This is a genomic window from Lutispora thermophila DSM 19022 (assembly GCF_900142105.1).
Taxonomy (GTDB): domain Bacteria; phylum Bacillota; class Clostridia; order Lutisporales; family Lutisporaceae; genus Lutispora; species Lutispora thermophila.
In genome coordinates, this window is record NZ_FQZS01000004.1 from 74,925 (window position 1) to 99,756 (window position 24,832).

At 38.4% G+C, this 24,832-nt stretch carries 18 protein-coding genes and 1 pseudogene; 15 read left to right on the forward strand and 4 right to left on the reverse strand.

Features of this window, described 5'->3' with window-relative positions:
• Positions 1 to 103 precede the first annotated feature (103 nt).
• Both BUB48_RS02470 and BUB48_RS02475 read left to right on the forward strand, forming a co-directional pair.
• A complete protein-coding gene (locus tag BUB48_RS02470) occupies positions 104 to 3,796 on the forward strand; it encodes an S-layer homology domain-containing protein (protein ID WP_073024190.1) in 3,693 nt (1,230 codons plus the stop codon).
• A gap of 174 nt (positions 3,797 to 3,970) precedes the next feature.
• Positions 3,971 to 5,047 (forward strand): mannose-1-phosphate guanylyltransferase, encoded by a 1,077-nt coding sequence (locus BUB48_RS02475; RefSeq protein WP_073024192.1) that lies wholly within the window; start codon positions 3,971 to 3,973, stop codon positions 5,045 to 5,047.
• A gap of 285 nt (positions 5,048 to 5,332) precedes the next feature.
• Here the strand turns inward: BUB48_RS02475 and BUB48_RS02480 are convergent, their stop codons facing one another.
• The gene (locus tag BUB48_RS02480; protein WP_073024194.1) at positions 5,333 to 7,558 is read right to left on the reverse strand and encodes a hypothetical protein; all 2,226 of its coding nucleotides are present in this window, start codon (positions 7,556 to 7,558) and stop codon (positions 5,333 to 5,335) included.
• A gap of 143 nt (positions 7,559 to 7,701) precedes the next feature.
• On the opposite strand from BUB48_RS02480, the gene BUB48_RS02485 reads away from it, so the two are divergent.
• Entirely contained in the window at positions 7,702 to 8,400 is a 699-nt protein-coding gene (locus tag BUB48_RS02485; protein WP_073024196.1) for a GNAT family N-acetyltransferase, read from the forward strand.
• 23 nt (positions 8,401 to 8,423) lie between these two features.
• Here the strand turns inward: BUB48_RS02485 and BUB48_RS02490 are convergent, their stop codons facing one another.
• Together BUB48_RS02490 and BUB48_RS02495 are read right to left on the reverse strand one after the other, a co-directional pair.
• On the reverse strand, positions 8,424 to 9,545 hold the full coding sequence (locus BUB48_RS02490) for a glycosyltransferase family 4 protein (RefSeq protein ID WP_073024198.1): 1,122 nt from the start codon (positions 9,543 to 9,545) through the stop codon (positions 8,424 to 8,426).
• A gap of 120 nt (positions 9,546 to 9,665) precedes the next feature.
• Complete coding sequence (locus tag BUB48_RS02495) at positions 9,666 to 9,932, reverse strand: ATP cone domain-containing protein (protein WP_073024200.1); 267 nt, start codon at positions 9,930 to 9,932, stop codon at positions 9,666 to 9,668.
• Between the two features lie 246 nt (positions 9,933 to 10,178).
• Here BUB48_RS02495 and BUB48_RS02500 point away from each other — a divergent pair, with 246 nt between their 5' ends.
• Genes BUB48_RS02500 through BUB48_RS02515 form a run of 4 tightly spaced genes read left to right on the forward strand, consistent with a single transcriptional unit; the run spans position 10,179 to position 13,482 of the window.
• Entirely contained in the window at positions 10,179 to 11,135 is a 957-nt protein-coding gene (locus tag BUB48_RS02500; protein ID WP_073024202.1) for a CotS family spore coat protein, read from the forward strand.
• A gap of 10 nt (positions 11,136 to 11,145) precedes the next feature.
• The gene (locus BUB48_RS02505) at positions 11,146 to 11,409 is read left to right on the forward strand and encodes a hypothetical protein (protein WP_073024204.1); all 264 of its coding nucleotides are present in this window, start codon (positions 11,146 to 11,148) and stop codon (positions 11,407 to 11,409) included.
• A 4-nt stretch (positions 11,410 to 11,413) separates the two neighbouring features.
• A complete protein-coding gene (locus tag BUB48_RS02510) occupies positions 11,414 to 12,433 on the forward strand; it encodes a CotS family spore coat protein (RefSeq protein WP_073024206.1) in 1,020 nt (339 codons plus the stop codon).
• Positions 12,430 to 13,482, forward strand: a complete 1,053-nt coding sequence (locus BUB48_RS02515) for a CotS family spore coat protein (RefSeq protein WP_073024208.1) — start codon at positions 12,430 to 12,432, stop codon at positions 13,480 to 13,482. Before BUB48_RS02510 ends, BUB48_RS02515 begins: the two co-directional genes overlap by 4 nt.
• A gap of 279 nt (positions 13,483 to 13,761) precedes the next feature.
• Here the strand turns inward: BUB48_RS02515 and BUB48_RS02520 are convergent, their stop codons facing one another.
• Positions 13,762 to 14,886, reverse strand: a complete 1,125-nt coding sequence (locus BUB48_RS02520) for a glycosyltransferase family 4 protein (RefSeq protein WP_073024210.1) — start codon at positions 14,884 to 14,886, stop codon at positions 13,762 to 13,764.
• Between the two features lie 293 nt (positions 14,887 to 15,179).
• Between BUB48_RS02520 and BUB48_RS02525 the strand changes: the two genes are divergently transcribed.
• The 8 genes and pseudogenes from BUB48_RS02525 to arcC all read left to right on the forward strand — a co-directional run bounded on the left by BUB48_RS02525 (position 15,180) and on the right by arcC (position 24,746).
• The gene (locus BUB48_RS02525; protein WP_073024212.1) at positions 15,180 to 16,172 is read left to right on the forward strand and encodes a CotS family spore coat protein; all 993 of its coding nucleotides are present in this window, start codon (positions 15,180 to 15,182) and stop codon (positions 16,170 to 16,172) included.
• A gap of 82 nt (positions 16,173 to 16,254) precedes the next feature.
• The gene (gene yabG, locus BUB48_RS02530) at positions 16,255 to 17,130 is read left to right on the forward strand and encodes a sporulation peptidase YabG (RefSeq protein WP_073024214.1); all 876 of its coding nucleotides are present in this window, start codon (positions 16,255 to 16,257) and stop codon (positions 17,128 to 17,130) included.
• Positions 17,120 to 18,505 (forward strand): N-acetylmuramoyl-L-alanine amidase, encoded by a 1,386-nt coding sequence (locus tag BUB48_RS02535; RefSeq protein WP_073024216.1) that lies wholly within the window; start codon positions 17,120 to 17,122, stop codon positions 18,503 to 18,505. Before yabG ends, BUB48_RS02535 begins: the two co-directional genes overlap by 11 nt.
• A gap of 371 nt (positions 18,506 to 18,876) precedes the next feature.
• The gene (locus BUB48_RS02540; protein WP_073024218.1) at positions 18,877 to 19,149 is read left to right on the forward strand and encodes a Veg family protein; all 273 of its coding nucleotides are present in this window, start codon (positions 18,877 to 18,879) and stop codon (positions 19,147 to 19,149) included.
• 107 nt (positions 19,150 to 19,256) lie between these two features.
• On the forward strand, positions 19,257 to 20,918 hold the full coding sequence (locus tag BUB48_RS02545) for a M20/M25/M40 family metallo-hydrolase (protein WP_242944149.1): 1,662 nt from the start codon (positions 19,257 to 19,259) through the stop codon (positions 20,916 to 20,918).
• Positions 20,919 to 21,298: 380 nt separating this feature from the next.
• Positions 21,299 to 22,537, forward strand: coding sequence for an arginine deiminase (arcA, locus tag BUB48_RS02550; protein WP_073024219.1), 1,239 nt, complete (start codon positions 21,299 to 21,301; stop codon positions 22,535 to 22,537).
• Positions 22,538 to 22,661: 124 nt separating this feature from the next.
• A complete protein-coding gene (gene argF / locus BUB48_RS02555) occupies positions 22,662 to 23,651 on the forward strand; it encodes an ornithine carbamoyltransferase (RefSeq protein ID WP_073024220.1) in 990 nt (329 codons plus the stop codon).
• A gap of 150 nt (positions 23,652 to 23,801) precedes the next feature.
• Positions 23,802 to 24,746 (forward strand): annotated as a pseudogene (gene arcC / locus BUB48_RS02560) (carbamate kinase).
• The last annotated feature ends 86 nt before the right edge of the window (positions 24,747 to 24,832 follow it).

Genomic DNA, 24,832 nt, shown 5'->3' on the forward strand with positions numbered 1-24,832 from the left:
ATGTAATAATATGAAATAAAATATCTAATTTACAAAAAGAATAAAGCATGCCAGCTATTGCTATAGGTGCGAAATAAATCTCTATATGAAAAGAGTGATAAAAATGAAAAAGAAAAATGGTTGCAAATTTCTGTCCTTATTTTTAGTTTTTGTACTTATTTTCAGTATCATAACCACAGGCTTTATACCTGCATATGCAGCGGAAGAGAATTTAGAAAGCTATCAAGCTGAAGCTGTTGGAAATCCAGAGATTATTGCCTTTGGAGAATTGACACCAGAAATCGCAGTGCAGGATGAAGGAATCTCGGTAACAGATGCTGTATATGCTTCTGATGTGGAATCATCAGTAGATGAGACACCGCCGGTTCCAGGAGGCTCAGGAATCATTTCCATCCAGTCATACTACGCAACTAATCAAAAGATTATCCTGACCTGGACAAAGGCTACAGATGATGTAAGCGACCAAAATCAACTAAAGTACTATGTTTATCGGTCAGCTGAGGACAATATTCGTACCGTTGAGGAATGCGAAGCTAATGGGGAACTGCAAAACGCTGGGGGCTCTATGGATATTGGAACCTTTTCGTGGGCGTGGCAGGATTATACCAATACCTATTACTATAATGTTATCGCAGAAGATGGGGCGGGAAATAAAGCTGCCTATCAACCGGTGGTGCGAAATGGCATTCAAATTACCCAGTCCCAGTCTGTTACATTATTAAAGGGATATACCAGTTATACTCTGTCTGTGTCGGCATTTTCTGACCCAGAGGAGCCCATCAGCTATCAGTGGTATTATAATACTATGGATACTTATGGGAGCAATGCTATAGAGTTACACGGATATACTGAGAAAAATTTCACCCTTCCTGATGACCTTGCGGCGGGATACCATTACTACTTCTGTAAAATCAGCATTAAGGGGGGCAGCATATGGGCTTATTCCAATTCAATTGCAGTGAAGGTTTTATATAATCCCGAAGCACCATCCATCAATGGACCGACGGAGATGACATTGGCAGAAGGGTATCATGATACCTATACAAATGCTTATAGCATAAGTGGAACCTTACCTATAACTGTGGTAAAAAAATCAGGACATGAAAAGATTACCTGGGATGAAACATCAAAACGATTAAAAATTACCTCCGGATTACCAAAGGGAACCTATCCAGTATTACTGGAAGCCAGCCATCCTTCTGGCTTGAAGAAAACATTTACTTTTACCCTCACTGTAATCAATGATGCTGTACTTTCAGGAGAAGTAACAATTGAGGGAACTCCAAAGTTTGGTGAAACCCTGTCAGTAGACACAAGCAAGCTGACTATCATACCTGCAATTACAGTGACAGGGGATTTGATTTATGAGTGGAGGCGAAGCGGCAGCGAAACCATAATAGGTTCTGAAAGCACATATATTATATCAAAGGAGGATATTGGGAAAACCATTACTGTAACCGTCAAAGCCACTGATTGTGATGGTTTTGTAGCTACATCTCCTGTCAATGTAGAGAAAGCCGATGGCTCGGTTATTGCAGCTATTACAGGCGGTTATACCGGTAATGGTGTTACTTTTACATATAGGGTAAACTCCATTGACAATGCAGAATATTCCATGGATGGAATACAATGGCAGGAAAGTAATGAGTTTGACGGCTTTACCATTGATTCTTCTCCCACAACTTTTTATGCTCGCATCAAAGAGACACAAACCCATAAGGCAGGGCCTTATGCGAGTATAGGACCTGTTACTTTTATAAAACTAGACAATCCGCAAGTACCGATACTGGATTATACAGTAAGTCAAGAGGGCGATGGTCGGAGTATAAACATTATGCCCGTTGACAATGCCGAATACAAGTTTGGCGATGAACCTTGGAGCGGTGTGTTCAGTAAAGGTGGATATATTGGTGGAGAAACAGTGACGATTCATATTCGATACAAAGAAACAGGCACTCACAATGCGTCTATGCCCAACAGTATCACTGTTAATCTGGAAAAGGCAAATCAGGAAGCTCCGCCGGTCTTTAAGCTGAACTACACCTATAACAAGAAAATCGGCGTGTTTAGAGTATGGATTCCTGAGATACCAGGTGCGGAATACAGTTTTGACGGTATTGTGTATGACCAGACAAGGACCAAGATAGCAGCACCGGGAACCACTGTAACTGCTTATATGCGCATGAAGGCTACACAGAGCCATAATGAAAGCCCGGCAGTATCAGACACTGTTACATTACCGATATTTGCCACTTCTATTATAGTTAGCGGTATGAATGGTAAAAGCAGCATCACAACCAAAGATGGCGCTTTACAAATGCTGGCAAAGGTACTTCCAGAAGGAGCAAGCCAGGATGTTATATGGTCTATAGTCTCAGGAACAGGAGCGTCTATAAATACTTCAGGATTACTACAAGCTACAGGTAATGGTACTGTGATAGTGCGCGCAACTGCTACAGATGGTACGGATGTTTATGGTGAGATGCAAGTGAGTATATCAGGACAAAGCAGCAGAGGCGGTTCATCCGGTGGAAGAGATAGTTCATATTACGAAAGAAGAAGCTCTTCTGAGGGAATATCGCAGATAGAAATAAAAGTTTTTGAAAATAACGTAACTGCTATCATAACAGTCAAAGAAACAAATGACAGAGATGGCAATTGGGTTGCTCCATTCAGCCTGGAACAGATAAGCGATGCCGTTGATAAAGCTATGAAAGAAGCTGAAAAGATTGGAGAAGGCGCCATAGTAAATGTTGTACTAAAGGTGGAAGCAACTGCAAATGCTACAACAATAGAGAACATTACTCCTAAAGAGGCTGTAACTAAGGCTTCAAAGGCAGGAATTAACTCATTGACCATATCAACTCCTGTTGGTTCCATAACCTTTGATTCAAATACCATATCCGATCTTTCGGAGAAAGCAGCAGGGGATTTGAAAATAAAGATAAACAGAGTAGATGCATCTTCACTATTACCTGAAGCACAGCAGATTGTAGGAGACAGACCGGTATACGATATCATTGTCACCGGCGGTGACAAAAGCATATCCCAGTTTGGAGGAAATGTGACAGTATCAGTGTCCTATACTCCTAAAGAAGGTGAGGATACAAATGCTATAGTCATTTATTATATAAATGCTTCAGGACAACTTGAAGTGGTAACTAACGGCAAATATGACCCTGTAACAGGAATGGTCACCTTTACCACAAGGCATTTCTCCAAATATGCTGTAGGCTATCACAAAATAGACTTCAAGGATGTGGATGAAAATGCATGGTACAGCAAGGCTGTAAGCTTTATAGCCGCAAGGGAAATCACTACAGGAACGGGAGATGGAAATTTCAATCCTGAAGCAAAGCTGACCCGAGGACAATTTATAGTAATGTTCATGAAGGCATATGGAATAGCCCCTGACACAGAGTCTAAGGATAATTTTGCAGATGCAGTAGACACATATTACAGCGGATATCTGGCAGCAGCAAAAGGGTTGAGTATTTCAAATGGTGTTGGATATAACATGTTTGAACCGGAAAAAGAAATTACCCGTCAAGAAATGTTCACACTGTTATACAATGGGCTGAAGGCTATAGCAAGGCTGCCAGTAGGGATGACAGACAAATCCTTGGCCTCCTTTGTTGATGCAGACAGTATTGAACCATGGGCTAAGGAAGCCATGAAGTATCTGGTGGTAACTGGAATCATCGGAGGAAGTGGAGATAAGCTGAATCCCACCAAGACTACTACCAGAGGAGAAATGGTCCAGGTATTATATAACCTGCTGACAAGAGCAAACTAGGACGGCAAAATAGGCTTTTAAAAGACTATCTGGATTAACGCCCAGTACAGCATTTTGAGACAATAATATTCTATGCATGAGATTCCTCCAGAATGGAAACTAATCCATTTAGGAGGTAACAAAGCACCACCTTTTTTCATATTATGGTTAATATGAAGAAAGGCAGGTGCTTTTATGAACTATGCATTGATAATGTGCGGTGGTTCGGGAAGCCGCTTTTGGCCAAAGAGCAGAAAAGCTTATCCCAAGCAATTTTTGAAGCCCTTGGGACCCCACACCATGATACAATCAACATTTTCGAGAATCAGCAATCTTATACCCGTTGAGAATATATATGTAGTGACCAATAATAATTATGTGGACATAATAAGACAACAGCTTCCGGATTTGATAGAAGATAATATTATATTGGAGCCTATGCAGAAGGAAACTGCCACGTGCATAGGATATTCTGCCGTGAAGCTTCTGAAAAAAGATCCAGAAGCAGTTATGATAGTTCTGCCTTCAGATCATCATATAGAAGATGAAAAAGAATTCATAAGCACTCTTCAGCAGGCACTTCTTATTGCTGAAAACAATAAGGCTCTCATAACCATAGGTGTAAAACCCACAAGACCCGAGACAGCCTATGGATATATTCAAGTAGGCAAAAAGATAGATGGGCATTGGCCTATAGATACCCACAAGGTGAAGAGGTTTACAGAAAAACCTAACAAGGAAAAAGCCATAGAATTCATTAAAGACGGAAGATATCTATGGAACAGCGGCATATTCATTTGGAAGGCTTCTTATCTCCTGAAGCAGTATAAAAAGCACTTACCTGATATGTATGAATCAATGAAAAGAATCAGAGATGGATTAGGCACCGATGAGGAAGAATCCATAATAGAAGGAGAATATAGGAAAATAGAAGGCATATCTATAGATTATGGCGTTTTGGAAAAATCTAAAGATGTTTATGTTATTAAATGCAACTTCAAATGGGACGATATAGGTAACTGGACTGCAATGGAGAGGTATATGGAAAAAGATGAATGGGGAAACCAGGTAAAAGGCAAGTTCATCCACATGGATTCCAGAGATTGTATAATATGTGGAGAGAATAGGCTTATAGCAGCAATAGGAGTTAATGATTTGATAGTGGTGGATACTGAGGATGTTCTGCTTTTATGCAGGAGGGAAAGAGACCAGGATATAAAAGAACTTCTTAATAGACTGAGCGAACATGTGGAATTTAAGGAATTTATATAATTGAACTATGAGCTATAGAGCTATGAACCAAGAGTTTAGGGTTCAAAAGTTAGGGTTTTTTTGAAAAATCCTTGTATATGGTCTTAGGTATTCCTCTTTAATTTTGGTTCGTGGCACGCGGCACGAGGGATGCGGTGTACGATCCATATATTAAGATTTGACTTGAAGCAAAACTGAATTTATAGGATTTATATAAAGACAATGGAGGAATACCTTTGATTTCCAATTAAGTTAATGATAAAACCCGCCGTGTTAACCCGCGGACTCTCCGTGAAAATACGTGTTCTAATTCAAAAACTCCGGTTTGCTGCCTATGCCCAGCCTGCCATTGTATGCATATTTTTCATTAAAGCAAAGGTATATTGTGGAATCAGGTAATCTGCTCAAAGAGTTGTATTTGCAATCAACATATTTGTATCCATAATCATCTTTTATCACTAAATAGGAAGAACCATCTCCTATGGCAATCCATGCTTCCTCAGCTTTATTAAACAAATTTGCATAAAGTCCATAAGCCAGCAATGCCTTATCTATGACTTTACCGCATTTTGTTTCAAGGCATATATCAGGATGGAGTAAAGAATCCTCTTCCTTATTTCTTTCCTTTATGGTTGACAATAGGCTCAATATGCCCCGAATTTTATCATCAGCTTCCTTAGAAGCAGAGCCTATTTCAGAGGATTTTTTCTTCACGGGTGCAGATTCTCTGGCTGCTTCTGCATATGCCTCCGGATGTTTTACATTTATCAAACCTGCCGAATACAGGCTGTAATCATATTGGCTGCCGGGGTATTTAGAGGCAAGGCTAATTACATGTTTTCTCAATTTTATCCATAGCAATTGACCCATGGCTTCTTTCAGTGATTCCCTGGCTTCCTTAAGAGAATTGAAAGCATTTCCTGTTTGGTAATATGGAGCATTTGCTTGCAGCATTACATAAATGTCATGAATATTGTAAGGCAAAGAAATATGATGAAGGTTTTCATCAGAAGAAAATTTCCCTCTTGTCATTTTGCTTTTTAGGATATCTTTTTCCGGATTGAAGGCATTATGCAGTTTATTTATGCTGTCCATAATATCTTCACTATCCATGTTGGTTAAATTCTTTTTAAAGTCTATGTAGTATCCTTCGTTTTCCATATGTTCTGCCTCTTCTAAATGACAGTGTTGAAAAACCCCAGGGAACACAATGGAATCAAAATCCAATGCATATCCTTCACCAATGTTGGCAAATACAATAGAACCATCTCCTTTTCTTAGGCTGAACACCTGATTTTCCCCAAGTCCTGCCAATCTCAATAGGGCTGTCATGGATGATACATTCAAGCCTTCCCCATTCATGGCAGCAGAATTCAATATATCCGCATTTCCTTTGGGCGGCAGTTGAAATGCTTTTGTACATAAATCTTTATTGATAAGATAGGAACATATCAATCCCATGGAGATAGGATGTGGTTTTTGACTGCTTTGGCAAGAGTTATATGAAAAAGTTTCTTTGTAATCCTTCCTGTGTTCATCAGATGTGTTTTTCATCAGAGAAATTATATTATCTTTTTCCAAAGCTATCTCATCACATATGAGTTTTATATTGTATTCTATAATGCCTTTAGCTCTCTCCAGTGTTTCGGTTGCCTTATTATAATCGAAAGACGTAAGGCTTGTGAGTTCCAGAAGCTCTGCCTTTCTTATCTTTTTGTCCTTGATAATATAGACTCCCGGCTCCATGTATTTTTCAGCTATAAGATAATCTGTCATAAAACCTATTGAATCCTTGGCATCCTGAAGTGTACTTCCTTGTATTATGATGACATGCCTATATTGCTCCACGTTGGGTATGACCTGAACTATGCCTAAACCTCTTCCGGGATAATCTTCCGTGACTCTTATGTAGGTTAAATTATTTATCTCCATTTCAAGTATTGAGGCATTATCATAGGCAGTTCCCAAGAGTATTATATCTCCGGTATTTTGGAGATGTTGAGTGTCAAGCAAAAGTTGAGATTCCAAGGCGTTGGCCATTTGCTCTCCATTGGACAACAAAAGGCTGCTTCTGCCTACCACAACTGTGGGATTGCTATAGATATGGAAATTGTAATCTTTGATTTTCCATATATCATTGTCCCTGGATAAATATATTTTTCTCACTAAAGATCCGCACTTTTTGCTGTCCTTTACAGTGGCATCCCATTTAATTTTTACAGAAGCCTCTATCCCATCACCAAGGGGTGTGAGATTCTCAATGTCCATTGAAAAATCATTGAAGTTGATATCATTTAACTTCAGTGAAGACATATATTGGTTTATTTTGTGAAAAAAGGGACAATCTGATGAAAAGCAGTTTATAAAGCCTTTTGCATCACCGGACAATATGGCGTCGGAAAGCATGCCGAGGGTTTTTTTGATTTCTGGTTCCTCTGCCAGTCTATATTGGGAGAAGGTAACAGATTTATTTTCGCATCCGGATAGAAAAAAGGATGCCAGAATGAGTATAAGTATCAGCTTTTTCTTCATATGCTCACCTATAAATATTTGTCTATGTTCTTTAACATTAAAATATATTAATATTATAGCCAGATATAAAAAATTAATTTTGATGATAAGGGAAAATGTGTAGAAAAGTTCAGTATTAAAAGTGCATCCAGGAGTGTGATAGGGTGGAAGTTATAAAGGAGTTTAAACTATTTTATGAGAATTATCTGGGACTGAAGGATAAAAAATATACAAACGGAATAGCCGTAAGCTTGTGCCCGCAAAGAGATGTACCGTTGAACAAGCGTTTTTTCTACAAGTTGATTGCGTCTGGTTACGATGGTGAAATTGCAATGTCATGTTCTCAAGATTTCAGTGAAGAGGAGATAATAGGTATATGCCGATACTTGGCATCGGGTGGAATAGATGAAAGCCTGATGCAAAGCGGTATCAAAGTAAGAAATTATGATCAATCTTTTATGTACAGAATGATCCAACATGTGCCAAGCACCTTTGATGTTAATGATGTTATCTGTTTGCCAGGAGGACAAGTTATAAAAGTTTTATATGTGGAGAATAGCAAGAAGTTTTTAGCTATCATGGATGATTCACTGGTTGGATACAGTAAAGTTTCAGATGTTATCTATGGTTATGGAAATATTGTTGTATGGATAGAAGAAGCCTTTAGACGTATGGGTATAGCTGAGAGGCTGGTAAAGCTATTGATAAACCGATGCTATGAAGATGATATTGTACCAATGTACATAGCCAGGGAGGATAATGTTGCTTCCATCGAATTAGCAAAAAAGCTGCACTTTGAAATAGTGCAGAAGGAATTTGTCGCGTCTTATGTGGCACCAATGAACCCTTCTTATGCTAAATAAAAGGGGTTCATTGGCATTCATATTTACATGCTCATAACCTCCTTATAAACTTCAATGGTTTCAAGAGCTGTCTTCTTCCATGAGAATTGATAGGCTCTTTTCATTCCCTTTAATGATAACTCCTGACTCAATTTAGTATCTATAAGTACATCATACATTGACTGTGCCAGTTGATCCAAGTTGTTAGGATCCACAAGAATGGCTCCGCCATCCACTATTTCCGGAATGGAGGTCACGTTGGAAGTTATAACAGGTGTGCCGCAGGTCATAGCCTCAAGGGGAGGGAGTCCAAAACCTTCGTAAAAAGATGGATAGACGAAAAGGCTTGCACAATTATAAAACAAAGGCAGATGCTCGTAGGGGATGTAACCGGTGAAGACGACTCTCTCTTCTATGCCCAATGCCTTTACTTTTTTTTTCATTTCATAGTGATTATCCTTTGACGATCCAAGTATCATAAGGTCATAGCGACCGGGCAGCTCTTTATATATGGCCTTATATGCTTTCAGGAGTCCGTCGACATTTTTTCTTGGGCTGAAGCCTCCTATATATAGAATATAGTCTGTAGAGTAGCTGTATTTGTGCTTGAGCAAATCCCAGGCAACATCCTTGTCCATATGCTTGAACATGCTGTCTGCCGCCAAATATATGACTTTTATCTTTTCTTCAGGCACATCAAAATACTTTATTATATCATCCTTGGAATATTGGGATACGGTAATAATTAAGTCGGACTTATCCAATATGAAGGGCATTTCTGTAGTGAATTTATCCAGATAGCTTTTGCCGCAGGTTTCAGGCATGGTATAGGGTATCAAGTCATGTACAGTAACCACATATTTGGAATATTTATGAAAGGGAAGGCCAAGACCGTTTTGGGGAAGATGAAAAACATCCGGCCTCAGCCTCTTCAATCTTTTAGGCAGATAGCACTCGTCCCAGAATTTTTTGTTTCTTTCACCGAATAATATTACTTTGGTGTTTTCTCTGTTGGCAAAATGCTCATAGCCTCCATTGGGCCAAAAAAAGGTATAGAAATTTTCTTTGTCGATGGATTGAATGTTCTGCATCAACCTCATGGTATATGTTCCTATGCCGGTTCCGGCATATAGCTTTGCACCTCTTACATCTATGCATATATGCATGAGCTCACCTCGTTTTTAAAACTTAAGCTAATTTAAATATACGCGCAACATAATATATTATAATCATTATATTTAAATTTTGTGACAGAGAAGTGAGTCATGGCAATGGCACAAGAACACCTAGCATAAGTCCATATAAGATTTCGCTACATTTCTAAAACCGTTTTCCATCAATACATGATATACAATGCCTCTTATTTCATATGAAGACGTATGGTTGTTATCCTTTGTAACCTGTAAAAACACCTTGTGAAACTGACTGGCAAGGGCTTGGATATCACCTTGGTTCATGTAGCAGTCAACTTTGCACCTGCAATTGTCGATGCTTTTCTTGACCTTTTCAATGTCAAACTCCTGAAAGGTACCGTTCTTTTTCATAACCAACATTCAAAGAACCCCCTTTGTATTTATAAAACTATACTACCAAATTTTTCACAAATTCACAATATATACTTAAAACGCTGGTGGCCGGAGACTAACCCAAAAGGAATTTTCCGACAATGGCAATCCGATCCAAGGGCAATTTACAATCCTGAGCTCTAATCTCTGAGTTCCATGTTTGTAACCGCCTTTAGGCTTTATACATATAATGATATAAATATTATCATAAAAACCATAATAGGAGATATTGCGATGGATTGGCAATATGTTGAGGAGAGATATGGTTTCAAAATCCTGGGTAAAGAAATGGTAAGGAAAATATATAAGTTGCATACAGACAAGGGTATGAAATGCTTTAAAAGGGCTCATGCCCGAAAAAGTTATTTTCTTTTTGTATTCTCAGCGGTAAATCATCTAACCCTAAAAGGTTTTACTGCACCAATCTCCTATGATATGACCTTGGATAATGACATATGTATAGAAGATGGAGAATATATATATTATGCCCTGCCTTGGATTGAGAGCAGGCAGTGCAAGTTCAAGAAGAGAGATGATTTGCTGAAGGCCATTAAGCTTTCGGCGGATCTTCATAAAGCTGCGAAGGATTTCAAGCCTCCTGAAGATTCAAAGCCAAGGATATATTACGGTAAATGGCCTCAGAATTTCAGAAAAAGACTGGATGAAATGAAACTATTCAAAGAAACCATTGAAAGCAAGGATGTAAGGGATGAATTTGATGAAGCCTATTATCCCCTTATAGATTTTTTCATGGAACAAGGCTATGAGGCAATAGAGCTATTGGAAAAAAGCAGCTATTATGATATTTCGCAAAAAGCCATGGAGAGAGGGGAATTTTGCCATCACGACATGGCAGAGCATAACTTTCTGATCACTCCTTATGGAGAAATGAGGATCATTGATTTTGACTACTGCATAATGGACACAAGGCTTCACGATGTTGCAAGCCTTGTGATAAGGAACATGAGACACGGGATATGGGATATTGCCAAGGCGGATTTCATACTAAATGAATATTGCAAGTACTATCCCATAAATCAGCGGGAATTGGAAGTGATAAAATGTTTTGCCCTTTTCCCACAGGATTTCTGGCAGGTAGGACTTCAATATTATGTGGAGAAGCAGCCATGGACTATGGAAAACTTCATGTCAAGATTGAATGATGTGAGAGATGATTTCAAGCTGAGGTAGAGTTTTCTTAATGAGTTTATCAGGCTTTAATAAGATAGAGGTGATATTTATGGGAAAAGGCCATAATCGTAGAGATATCAGAATGTTGGATGAAGAGATGATTTATTCTTCTTCACCTGCAGAAGACGTGGAATTTTACAAGAAGAGGATAGATGAATTGGAAGATGAAATAAAGATATTGAAGAAGCTTGTAAAGAAAAGAGAGAAGTATGAAGAGCTTCTGAAGGAGAAAGAAAAAATAGTAAATAGACGGCTTAAGAGCAGAAAGAGGTGATAGGGTGTCCGGGAAGCATGGAAAGTTCAAACGGCGCGAGATCAGAGATTTGATACAGAATGAATATGGACTTAAGGTTTACAACATGCACGAAGGAGACAAGGGGATTTTAACATATACCAACCAGGGAGATAAAATTTTTAAAAAAATGAAAAAGGATGAAGCACAGTTGCTTTTTGTTGCTTCAGCATATAATCATATAAAAAGCAAAGGATTTAAAAACATATCTGCATTATGTAAGACTCTGGAAGGGAAATACTACACAAAATACGACGGCAGCTTGTATGTCTTGGAGGATAGTATGAAAGGTAAGAGTTTTTCCATAACCTCCGAGGAAGACGGAAGAAAAATAGGAGAGGTGTTGGCTAAATTCCATACGGCAGCCAATAACTTCATACCGGCGACAGGAAGCAGAGCAAAGGTAGACTGGGGAAGATGGATTGACAAGGTAAAAGTGCAATCGGTTCGACTGAAGAAGTTTAAGGAAATAGCAGAATCCGGAACTTATAGCACAAAATTCGATAGAATATTTCTCAAATATGTAGATGAATACATTAAGCAGGCGGAAGAGGCATATATATTACTGAAAAACAGCGGTTACATGGAAAGGGTTTATATGGCCATGCAGACAAATCAACTATGCCACAAAACCTTTAAAAAACATTCCTTAACTCTCCTTGATGATGGAGACATATTCATATCAAGTTTGGAAAACTGCAGCTATGACATAATTGAAACAGATTTGGTATCCCTTTTGGAAAGCTGCGTGGGAACCAAATCCCTGGCTTATTTGGAAAGCGTCCTTCAGGGATATTCCTCACTAAAACCTCTTGATGCCAACTCGATAAACATAATAAGGGCACTGCTCATACAACCCGGAAGATTCTATAAAATAGTGAACAGATATTATGGCAAGAAGAAAAATTATAATGAATATGAACTGTTAAAAAAGATGGAGAGAGGCATAAGAAAGGAAGAAAGAAGAAAAGAGATTGCAAAGAAGCTTGAGGAAGTGATGCAATGACAATTGATACATTTGTGACAGAGAACAAACAGAAAGATAGGGAAATACTTTCGGAATACAATTTGGATTTGGAACTCTTCAACATGATGGGATTAGAGATAATAGACATTGTCCCTGTCAGGAATATTTTCCGAATAACTACCCAAAAAGGCATGTTTTCACTTAAAAGGGTAATATACGATGAGGAAGAAATGAACTTCATAATGTCTGTAATAGAACATCTGAAAAGAAACGGTTTTGAAAATGTGATGGATTACATGGCCAAAGATGACGGAAGCCTATTTTATGAATATGATGGAGAGAAATATTATCTTACAAGATGGGTAGATGGAAGGGAATTGGATTACCAAAATCCCATAGATCTGAAATCTGCAACCCATTTGCTCAGCAAATTTCATAAGGCTTCTCAAGGCTTTGACATGTCTATGGTGCCAGACTCCAGAAACCTGCTGGGGAAATGGCCCCAAAACTTTAAGGACAGAATATTAGAGATGAATGAAATGAAGTTCAGAGCCTTGTTAAAAAAGGGCAGAGCCGATTTTGACAGAATATATCTTGAATATGTGGATATGTGCCTGGGGGACGCCCATGAAGCCTTGGAGATTCTTATTAACTCACCCTATGAAGAATTAGTAAGCAAAGCTAAAGAAGACAATGGATTTATCCACCATGACTATGCACATCATAACCTCATTCAATCCTTTGATGGCAAACTTTATGTTTTGGATTTCGATTATTGCGCTGTGGATATAAGGATTCATGATGTGGGAAGCCTTATAATTAGAAACATGAAAAAGACGGGATGGGACATAGATAAGGCCCTATATATAATAGAATGTTACGATAGAGAAAGTCCCATAAGCAATGATGAACTGAAGGTGCTGATACCCTTTTTCCTCTTTCCTCAGGACTTCTGGCAGATATCAAGACAATACTATATAGAGAAGAAGGACTGGGGAGACAGAGATTACTTGGACAAGATGAATACCAAATCCCAATACACAATATCAAGGAGGGAATTCATTGAAGAATTCCAGAAGCGGATTTAGGGGCACCAGGGACGGTTCTTTTTGTCCCAAGGCTAGGATATAGCTATTAGTACAAATGAATCGTTCCTTTTTTATTGTCTTCTTTTGATTCAGATCCGTAATTAACATACTAGATTATGCAAAACATGGCACGAAGCGCGCAGCCCGCAACTTGCAACCCGACCTCAGAGAAACACAGGAAGCAAAACCTCATGTCTCGTGCAAGGACGGGGAGGGAATACTTAAAGCTTCGCACCCGTGCCCGGCCCTAAAGGAATCCTTATGCAGATAGACCAGCTATTAGCGACTAGAGACTGATTCATATACTTCTATGGTATCCTTAACCGTCTTATCCCAGGAATACAGCGCAGCCCTTTCCAATGCTTTTTTTCTCATGTCTGCATAAAGTTTCTCGTCTTCTACAAGACGAAGCATGTTATCACCTATAGCCTCATAATCATCAGGGGATACGGTTATGGCTCCGTCTCCCACAACCTCCGGCAAGGAAGTTACATTGGAGGTTATGACGGGAGTCCCGCAGGCCATGGACTCAACTACAGGCAAGCCGAAGCCTTCATATAGAGAAGGATATACAAAGACAGACGCAGCGTTATAGAATAATGGCATATCATCTACAGGTATGAAACCGGTGAATATGCAATCATTGCTGATTTTAAGAAGATGACTGAGAGTTACAAGGTCATCATAAGATCGGCCTTGCTTTCCTAAAATCACTACTTTGTAATCCTTTTTCAACTTATCTTTCATATAGGCATAGGCTAAAAGCAGTGATTTAATGTTCTTTCTTGGATTAAAACCGCCTACATAAAGAAAAAAATCATTTTCTATGCCATATTTCTCTCTTATGTAAGCCTTTGCCAACTGTTTATCCACAGGAGAATAAATATCTTCTGCCGCCAATTTGCTTACAAATACTTTATCTTCAGGTATGCCCAGCTCTCGGCAGATATCGGACTTGGAAAATTCAGAAACCGTAAGGAAGGCATCGCTTTTATCCAATATTTCAGGTATGCTGTCTAAAAACTTTTGACGATAATATGGTCCTACCGTTTCCGGCATGGTAATGGGTATTACATCATGAAGGGTCACTACAAAGGGACAAACCTTCTCTCTAGGCATTCCAATGCCGTTTTGTGGTATATGATACAAGTCCACTTTTCTATCGAGAAGTACTTCTTTTATCTCAAGCTCTTCCCAAAACCTATCCTTTCTCACATTGCCCACAGGAGTTTCGTGAAAATTTTGTCCCCAGATAAAACTGTAATCTGAATCCTTAGGAACCAAAACATAATAGTTATTTTTACGATCCAACTGGCATTGCTTGTGAATAAGTTGGTACACATATGTGCCGATGCCTGTTCCTCGGTACCAATATGCAGCCCTGGCGTCTATACCGATGATCATCAAGCCACCTCCGCAATATTCTATGCTCACTACTTTATAATATGTTTCTTTCAATTTTAATTGACAGTGACTAATAAATATTTAAGAAAGTTATCCACAAATTGTGGATATATACAAGCTGTTGAGATTCAACCGATACATATTTGGCTTTGTTATCCACTAGATTATTGGCTTATTCACAGAATGTGTATATGTTGTGGATAACTTGTTAAGAAATTATAGATAATTTGTTAATAATGAAAACCTTCATTTCATATTATTAAAAGATATGAATTATCGTAGGAGGATTCATTATGAATATAGAAGCTATTGCATCAAGGTTTGAAACCAGGGTTATGGAAATCAAACCTTTGAGAGGCGTCTATCTGGCATATACAGATAAGGGGCCTAAGATAATAAAGCAATCCAAAAAAGAACCCGAGAAACTTCTATATATTCATGGTTTAAAAGAATATATATACAAGAGAGGATTTCCGAATCTGGATAGGTTTTTAATTTCAAACCAAGGACTGCCTTTTGTAATAGAAAAAGGCAAAATATTTGTTATGGAAGATTTCATAGCCGGAAGAGAATGCAGCTTTTTGAATCCTTATGACAGGTCGGCGGCCATGAGGACTTTGGCTCAACTTCATATTTATGGACAAGGGTACATACCTCCCACGGGAGCAGCAGAAAGAAATGATATAGGCAAATGGGAAAAGAATTACCTTAGAAAGATAAACGATTTAGCTGAGATGAAAGAAAACACAAAGAAAAAGAAACATAAGGATGATTTTGACAAAATGTTTTTGGAAGATGTGGACTTTTTTATGGAAATGGCCTGGAGAGCCTATGACACCCTGAGAAACTCACGATACAAGTTGTTGTGCAAAGCTGCCGAAAGTTTAAAGCCCATATGCCATCATGACTATACATATCACAATATAATTATCAGCGAGAGAGGCTTGATAAACGTAATAGATTTTGACTACAGCTGCCATGAGTTGCCATGTTATGATATAGCCGCCGTAATTCAGAGGGTCATGAGGAGATTTTCTTTCAATATTGACATAGCTATTGATATGTTGATGGATTATGACAGGATAAAGCCCATTACTGACGATGAACTTATTCTCATACTTTCACTGTCCGAGTTTCCCCAGAGATTCTGGAGGATCACAGATAGATATTACAACGGAAAAACCCAATGGTCCAAGAAAAAATTTATAAAGAAATACCATGAAGCAGTAGATGATAAAATATTCATGTTGGATTTTGCAAATAAGTTGAGGAATATAATAACCTAAGTCGAAAAAAACTCATGTCACCCCGATTATGGAGATTTCATACTATGTAGTATAACATCCAAAAGGATAGGGGTGAGACTAAGTGGCAATTAAACTTGGCGATTATGTGGGGAGAAAATCCTATGGTTGCGATGTAATCTTCAAGGTATGCGATATAGAAGAAAACAGAGATGAAGGAAGGAGATTCCTGCTTAGGGGTGTAAATGTAAGGCTTCTGGCAGACTCCCCGGAAACAGACCTGATAGTCTTGTCAGAGAAAGAAGTAGCCCAGGATAGAGAAGTATTTGCAAGGAAACTGGAAACATCAAGCAAAAGCAGAAAAACCAAAAAAAGGGGAGGGCTAAGTAGACAAGGTAGTAACAAATTTGTGCGACCTGGCAGGGTTCTTCATTTGGATGGTGACGGTGAGTATCTCAAGCTATGTTTGAAGGAATATGAAAATATGGGCATTGAAGCCTTTGGATATGATTTAAGGGAACAGGAGCAGCCGAAATATATAAAGACGCTGCTTCAGAAAATTAAACCTGATATTCTGGTGATCACAGGGCATGACGGCTTATTAAAGGATAGCAAGGATTTGGCTGATATCAAAAGCTACAGAAACTCCGGCAGCTTTATCCAGTCTGTGAAAGAGGCAAGAGAAGTGCAACCCTCGTTGGATGAACTTGTAATCATCGCAGGAGCATGTCAGTCTCATTATGAGGCAATATTGAAGGCTGGAGCGAACTTTGCCAGTTCCCCCGACAGGATATTGATACATGCTCTGGACCCTGTAAAAGCTTGTGGCAAAGTGGCACTAACACCTATAGATAAAATCGTATCCCCTGAGGAAATATCAAAGCTGACCGTATCAGGAATTGATGGAATAGGAGGACTTCAGACCAGAGGTAAGCTTAGAGACGGCGCTCCTAAACCCCGCTATAATTACAAGCAGGGAGGAGACGCAAATGCAGTGTAATATATTCGATTGGGAAAACTCCAAAGGCTTCTCCCTCGACTTAGATGAGTTGATAGGCAGAATGGCTGCCATTAACATTAAGGATACTTTTCATATAGAAACTGTCAAATGTTTTGCCATAATTGCCAGGACGGAATTGGCAAGGAAGCTTAATATATATGGCGGACATGGCTGTGAGAAGCACAACGGATATACTCTCTGCACCGAACCCGGTCACTGTCTTGAGTTTGGCCTGCCGAAAATAAATGTAAGTGAGCGGATAGCACAGGCTGTAAAGGACACAAAAAATTTGATAATAACTTTTGATGGGAAACCTATAAAACCATATTATCATTACAGATGCGGCGGTTCCACTGAAAACTCTGAGAATGTTATAGGAAGCCGCATCACCTATTTAAGGAAGATTTTTTGCGAATACTGTGAAGGATTCGATGATGAAGAAAAGGATAAGTTCTTTACTCTGGAAGATTTGGAAAGACTATTGAATGTAAGAATAGAGAAACCCAAGGATATTTACTATAATATAAAAGGTATTTTTGAAAATCTTGATATAGATGATCAAGGAAGGATAAAATCCCTTGAAATAGGAGGAAAATTTTTTAAAGGGACAGAGATAGTGGAGAAGCTGGGGTTGAACTCTACCAGGTTTAATTATATGCCTGTGAGATTCCTCATCAGCTGCATAGGCACAGGCCATGGCTTAGGACTTTGCATAACCGGAGCAGAAGAAATGGCTAGAAGAGGGATGGATTATGGGAAAATACTCCATTATTATTATACAGGTATCAAAATTGAAGAAATGGAACTTCCGGAGGGAAATAAGCCCCTCAAGGGCAAAATAATAGTTCTTGACCCTGCATCGGGAGAAGGAGACATTTATGAAGCTAAAGGCCCGAAGGGTACGAGAGAAGGGGAAGTAAACCTGGCTATAGCTCAGGAGATAGAAAAACTTCTGAAAGAAACGGGAGCCAAGATCTATCTCACAAGAAGAGACAAAGAACATGTACACCTGTGCGACAGAGCAGAAATATCAAATAGAGTAAAGCCTGATTTTTTTATATCCATTTGCCAAAGAACATTTCCTAACCAAAGCGCTTCAGGTACTGAAGCATACTGCTACAGAGATGATAAAGAAGCTACAAATCTGGGAAATATTATACTTCAGAATGTTTCCAAAGAGCTGGAAAGCAGAAACAGGGGACTCAGAATTGCAGATTTCTACATGCTTAAGGAAGTAAAATGCAGCACTCTTCAAATAAATCTGTTATATATAACAAATCCCGAGGATGAAAGCAAGCTGACAGACCCGGATATGAGAAAGAAAGCAGCTAAGGCCATAGCACAGAGCATCATCGACTATTTTGATTCCAATTGAGAAACTAAAGCAAATTGATAAGGAGAAATTTGCAGCCTCATGGGGTTGAAGACAAACAGCTTCAATTCCATGAGTATTAGTTTTTGCTTAAGAAAAAATTGAAGCAATGAAGAGATGAAGATAGTCTAAATCTATGAACATGGCTGTTGGATTGGAAATGAAGAATAATAAATAAAAGTTTTTATAAGAATATTTGAGGGATATATTGTAGACCTGTCGTAACATGCCGATTTTTGTTTATGCCTCTTAATTTTCCTTAAAAAATATATTTGACTTAATCATACAGCATCTGATATAATATTTGACCCAAATTTGACATATTCCATAATATATGATAAAATATTAGATGTTGGGAAGGAAGGTGATTTTTTATGGCCTCAAAAAACAGCCTATCCCTCATCAAAAGGAATGTTGACATACATGTCGGGGAAAGAGTAGTGCTTAAAGCCAATAAAGGTCGAAAGAGAATATCAGTAAGGGAAGGAATAATTGAAAAAACTTACCCTAACATATTCGTTGTACGAATAGACAGTGATGTTGCTGAAGACGCGGGCAGAGCAGTTTCCTATAGTTATTGTGACATATTAACGAATTCAATAGAAGTTTATCTTCATAAAGACAATATGAGAATAGGATCCATGTAAATAAATGACTCCAAAAGGAGTCTTTATTTTTTTGAAATTTATGCAAGACACTATATAATATAATTAATTGATATATTTCTTATTTCTTAATTGAAAGAAGGGTTAGAATGCAAGAAGAAATACTAAAGGATATAGAAAAGGAAATAGAGGATATTTTCTATTCCATGGTTAAGGTAAAAAGTGATACTAATACTGTATACGAAAAGAATATGGAAGGTTTTTATAGACAATTATTTGACAGCATTGAATATTTTAAGCAAAGACCTGATGACTATGGCTTTTATCCCGTAGATAAAGATCCTTTAGGAAGAAATGTATTCTGGGCTTTAGTTAAAGGAACCGGAAAAGATACCATCATACTTATAAACCACTATGATGTTGTGGATGTCGAAGATTTTAAAACATTGAAATCCTGTGCTTTTTCACCTAAGGAACTGGAGAGGGAGCTTCTTTTGATTAAAAAGGATTTGCCGCAGGATGCCAGAGAAGATTTAGATAGCGGTGATTACATATTCGGAAGAGGTACTGCGGATATGAAAGGAGGGGCAGCGATCCAACTTGCTTTGCTAAAAAGATATGCAAAAATGAAAAATCTGAAGGGAAATATGCTGTACTTATCCGTACCTGATGAAGAAAATCTGTCTGCAGGAATGAGAAGTGCCGTTGGGCTTATAGATGAACTCAGGCAAAAATTTGATTTGGAATATATGCTTATGATAAATTCGGAACCCCATCAAAGAGTAAAAAAGGATACAGGCATCATATCAGAAGGTTCCGTAGGAAAGATTATGCCCTTTATTTATGTCCGTGGATATCTGTCCCATGCAGGCAAGGTTTTTGAAGGACTTAATCCTGTGAGTCTGCTCACCAGGATTGTAAGCAAAACAGAATTGAACCTGGAATTGTCAGATTTTATTGAAGGCGAAGCTTCTCCTCCACCCACATGGCTGCATATTAAAGACGGCAAGACTCATTATGACGTTTCCATGCCTCTGAGTGCCTATGGTTATATGAGCCTGTTGACTTTGGATAAGGATCCTGTAGTAGTTATCAATGCTATAAGGAAAATATGCATGGAGGCTTTTTCAGAACTGATAGACCACATGAATATGAAGTACGAAAAATTCTGCCATAATATCAACAGAACATATGAACCTCTGCCTTGGAAGCCCAAGGTTCTAACCTATAAGGAACTTTATGATGAAGCTAATGAAAATTACCCGGATGTTTTCATCCGGAAATATGATGAGGCATTGGCAGAAGCAGGAAGAAAAGTCGTGACAGGTCAGAAATCTATGGCAGATGTAAATTTTGACCTGGTTGAAAGAATTTTTGATTTCATAGATGATCTGTCTCCACGGGTAGTTATAGGACTAGCCCCACCATATTATCCCAATGTGTCCAATTTTAACATTGAGAATCTTGATATCAGGATTAAAAATATATCTTGTGATATAGCAAAATATGCCATGGAAGAATTCCAGCAGCCCTATGAAAGGGAATGCTTTTTTACAGGCATTTCCGATCTAAGCTATACTTATATAAAAAATGGACAGGAAATTGCTGAGAATTTGAAGGGGAATATGCCTTTGTATGGTTCCATTTACTCAATACCTTTTGATAAAATTGAAAAAAGCTCAATGCCCTGTATCAACATTGGGCCTTGGGGAAAAGACTTACATAAGTTGACAGAAAGAGTCCTGAAGGAGGATTTGTTTTATAGAACTCCAAAAATACTCAATCATGTCATATCTTCTTTGATCCTATGATTGCTGAAAGGCTTCTGTTGGGAATCTCCCACAGAAGCCTTTTTGTAACCTGTAGGAAGCATTTTTATGTAATTATTAAAAAATTTTAATGAAAAAAATAAAAATTTTTTATTCTTGGTTTTAAATTTTTATACATATATTGCATACAACTTGAAATTACTATAATGAGAATGTATAAAAGACAAGGTATACATTGATTGAAAATTTTTAAATTAAATGCTTGCAAAAATTATTAGATAAATAAATATGCATTAGAATACACATAATAACTATTAATGAAAATTATGTAAATTAGCCCTGCTTGTTATAATCTAAAATAAAGTATATACTTAAGGTAAATTAAGTAAATTATCAACAGAAAATAGAAAGGAGCAATATAAATGGGTGATGAGACGCAGAGAGGTTTATTGAACATCACTTCGGAGATAGGCAAACTAAAAGCTGTTTTTCTTCATAAGCCCGGAAAGGAATTAGAAAGGCTTACTCCTGATTATTTACGCCAGTTGTTGTTTGACGATATACCATGGCTGAAACAGATGAGGATTGAGCATGATGAATTTGCTAATGTGCTCAGAGAAAGAGGAGCTCAGGTTCTTTATGTAGAAGACCTGCTGGCGGAAGTGCTGCAAGATAAAGAAGTAAGAAAAAACTTTATTTATGACTTGCTTAAGCAGTCCAAAATAGACAGCTTGGAACTTCATCAGGCCTTGTATGATTACATGTATAACAGAACTCCAGAAGAATTGGTGGAGATTTCAATAGCAGGCTTGCAGAAAAAGGACGTTAATTTAGAAGACAGAGAATATAGCTTGACAGATTATATTGATGCAGATTATCCTTTATATATAAATCCTATTCCAAATTTATACTTTATGAGAGATCCTGCCGCTGTTATGGGCAATGGCATAAGCATAAACTCTATGCACACAGATGCAAGGCGCAGAGAACCAATGCTTATAAAGTATATATACGAAAATCATCCTTTGTTTAACAAAGATCAATCACCTCTCTGGTATGACTATACCATACCCCACAGTTTGGAAGGTGGGGATATGCTTGTGCTCAGCAAAGAAGTTGTAGCCATTGGATGTAGCGAAAGGACATCGCCTCAGGCTATAGAAATACTGGCACGAAATCTCTTCTCAGGCATGAAGGAATTAAGAGAGATAATTGCGGTTAGAATACCGCCTATCAGAGCCTTTATGCATCTGGATACAGTATTTACAATGGTGGACTACGATAAATTCACCATATATCCGGGAATTCAGGACAAAGTAGAAGTTTATAGGCTTACAAGAGGCAAAAACAATGGAATAACTGTTACACCTGAAACAGATTTAGTAGATACTCTGAAAAAATCACTTAGAATTCCTTCAGTTAAACTCATAGAAAGCGGTGGAGGTGATGCCATTACTGCTGCAAGAGAACAATGGAATGACAGCACCAATACGTTGGCAATAGCTCCTGGTGTAGTTGTGACATACAGCAGAAACGAGGCTTCCAATGAGGTTTTAAGGAAAAACGGCATAGAAGTTGTGGAAATTGACGGTTCTGAATTGGTAAGAGGAAGAGGCGGCCCAAGATGCATGAGCATGCCGCTATGCAGAGAAGAACTATGATTTTTCAACTAAGAGCTAAGAGCCAGAACTCAGAGCTTAGTGGATTGACTTAAAAGAAATACTTAAACCGCGCGCCAATACCATAAGGGAATACCACAAAGAAAAAGTAAGGAGGAATATACAAATGGCAGTTAATTTGAAAGGAAGAAGCTTTTTAACATTGATGGATTTCACACCAACGGAAATTAGATACTTGTTGGATTTGTCCCATGACCTGAAAGCAAAGAAGAGAGCAGGAATATACAATTATCTTCTTAAAGGCAAGAACATAGTTCTTCTATTTGAGAAGACATCAACAAGAACCAGATGCGCATTTGAAGTGGCTGCTTTGGAAGAAGGAGCCCATGTAACATATCTTGACCAGAACAGCTCACAGATGGGCAAGAAAGAATCTTTGGAAGATACTGCAAAGGTATTGGGAAGATTCTATGATGGTATAGAATACAGAGGATTCAAGCAATCTGTAGTAGAAGATTTGGCTAAATACTCAGGAGTTCCAGTTTGGAACGGACTTACAGATGTAGATCATCCAACTCAGATACTTGCTGATTTACTCACCATAGAAGAGCATGTGGCAAAGCCACTTAACAAGGTGAAAGTTGTATTTGTTGGAGACACAAGAAACAATATGTCCTATGCTTGGATGTATGGATGTGCAAAAATGGGAATGCATTATGTAGCTTTGGGACCAAAGGAATTGTGGCCAAGCGAAGAGATTATAAACCAAGTAAAGGCTATTGCTGAAGAAACCGGTGCTATAATCGAAGTATCCGATGATGTAGATGTAGCTGTTAAGGATGCTGACGTAATATACACAGATGTTTGGGCTTCTATGGGCGAAGAAGACAAGATACCTGAAAGAGTTAAATTGCTCTCACCATACCAGGTTACAATGGATATGCTGAAAAAGACCAATAACCCTGATGTAATCTTCATGCATTGCTTGCCTTCCTTCCATGATTTCGAAACAAAGATGGCAAAAGAAATGATGGATAAAGGCTACGATATCAGAGAAGTTACCGATGAAGTATTCCGCAGCAGACACTCTGTGGTATTTGATGAAGCAGAAAACAGAATGCACACAATAAAGGCAGTACTTGTAGCTACACTATAATATCCGTATCATGGCAAAATCGTGATATATACCTGTAACATAAGGAGATTTTGCAAATGCAATGCAAAAGGAAAAAGCTTCTTTCATAGAACATAAATCTTCTATACTCTAAGGATATATTTACTATAAAAATTACAAGGAGAGAAAAACATGAGCGCAACAAAAGTTGTTATAGCATTAGGCGGAAATGCCCTCCAAGAGGCTGGCACACCTGCGACTGCGGAAGCCCAATTGGAGGTTGTAAAAAAGACAGCGAAATATATAGCAGAGATAAGCGAAAAAGGTTATGAAATAGCAATAGCACACGGAAATGGTCCTCAGGTAGGAAGAATAGTGCTTGCTTCCGAGACCGCATCCAATGTAACACCTGCAATGCCTTTTGATGTATGCGGAGCCATGAGCCAGGGATATATAGGATATCATATACAATAGGCATTGAGACAGGAACTTGCTAAGAGGGGAAAGAATATTCCTGTAGTTACCTTGGTTACTCAAGTAGTGGTAGACAAAAACGATCCAGGATTCAAGAATCCGACAAAGCCTATCGGACCCTTCTATACAGAAGAAGAAGCTAAAAAGATCGCTGCTGAAAAGGGCTATGTAATGAAAGAAGATGCAGGCAGAGGTTGGAGAAGAGTAGTTGCTTCACCTGCTCCTGTGAAGATTGTGGAACTTGACTCTGTGAAGAGACTTTGGGATTCAACTATAGTAATCACCGTTGGCGGTGGTGGCATACCTGTTATAGAAAAAGAAGACGGAACCTTGGAAGGCGTTGCAGCAGTAATAGATAAGGACTTGGCTGCAGAAAGACTGGCTGAAGACGTGGATGCAGATATCCTTATGATCCTCACAGAAGTAGAGAAGGTTTCACTAAACTTCAAGAAACCCAATCAGCAGGATTTAGCTACCATGACAGTTGCTGAGGCTGAAAAATATATCGAAGAGGGACATTTTGCGCCAGGCAGCATGCTACCTAAGGTTTTGGCAGCTGTTAACTTTGCAAAATCCAAACCTGGCAAAAAGGCAATAATCACTTCTCTCTATAAAGCTGTGGATGCATTAGAGGGAAGAGCTGGTACAGTAGTAACAATGTAAATTCTAAGAATGAAATAGGTCCTACCTCGCATATTCAGAGGTAAGGCCTATTTTTAAATCATGGATTCTTTCAAATTCCGGAATCA